1 protein-coding gene and 1 pseudogene are annotated in these 550 nt (G+C 46.5%); both read right to left on the minus strand.

What is annotated here, in order from left to right; all coding sequences use genetic code 11:
- Positions 1 to 260 (minus strand): annotated as a pseudogene (locus HBA93_RS18105) (L,D-transpeptidase family protein); the annotation flags it as partial.
- Between the two features lie 94 nt (positions 261 to 354).
- Positions 355 to 550, minus strand: a 196-nt coding sequence (locus tag HBA93_RS18110) for a YiiG family protein (RefSeq protein ID WP_221724224.1), incomplete at its 5' end; no start/stop codon positions are given.

A 550-nucleotide genomic window follows, 5' to 3' on the forward strand; every position in this document is an offset into this window, starting at 1 on the left:
TTATATTCAGGATCAGAAGGGGCATCGCACCATCCCATATCCTCGGCAATGATCGTGGATTTCAGGTGGCTGACCGGCTTTTCTGTACGGTCTGCGCGATAGAATAACTGACGCAGCGGCCAGCGACCGGCAGGACTTTTACCGCTGCCTTCACAACTGTCTGAACGGATACCATTCGGACCGACTGCACAACGCCATTTTTTGTCACCAAATTCGGCCTGATAAACATTATCGCCTATGTGTTTGACCACCAGATCCACAGTCTTTTCCTCTTAACAAAAACAGGGTTATGTTTGCGCTATACTTGTAGCGGCAGAGGGAAGTAATACGCAAGCATACACTCCCCCTGTCTGATCAGGAACGCGTGGCACCGATCATATTATAATTACGGATCATATGGTTGTATTCTTTCAAAAGTTTGGAGACCATAAAATCCATTTCATTCTTGTCAGGATTTTTCGCCAAAGCTCTGCGCATTTCTTTCATTTCCACGAGGAAATTATTGAAGTCACCGGAAAGTGAGAACCATACGGGCGAATTACCAGCGGAG

The organism is Ochrobactrum sp. SFR4 (assembly GCF_019730395.1).
Taxonomy (GTDB): Bacteria; Pseudomonadota; Alphaproteobacteria; order Rhizobiales; family Rhizobiaceae; genus Pseudochrobactrum.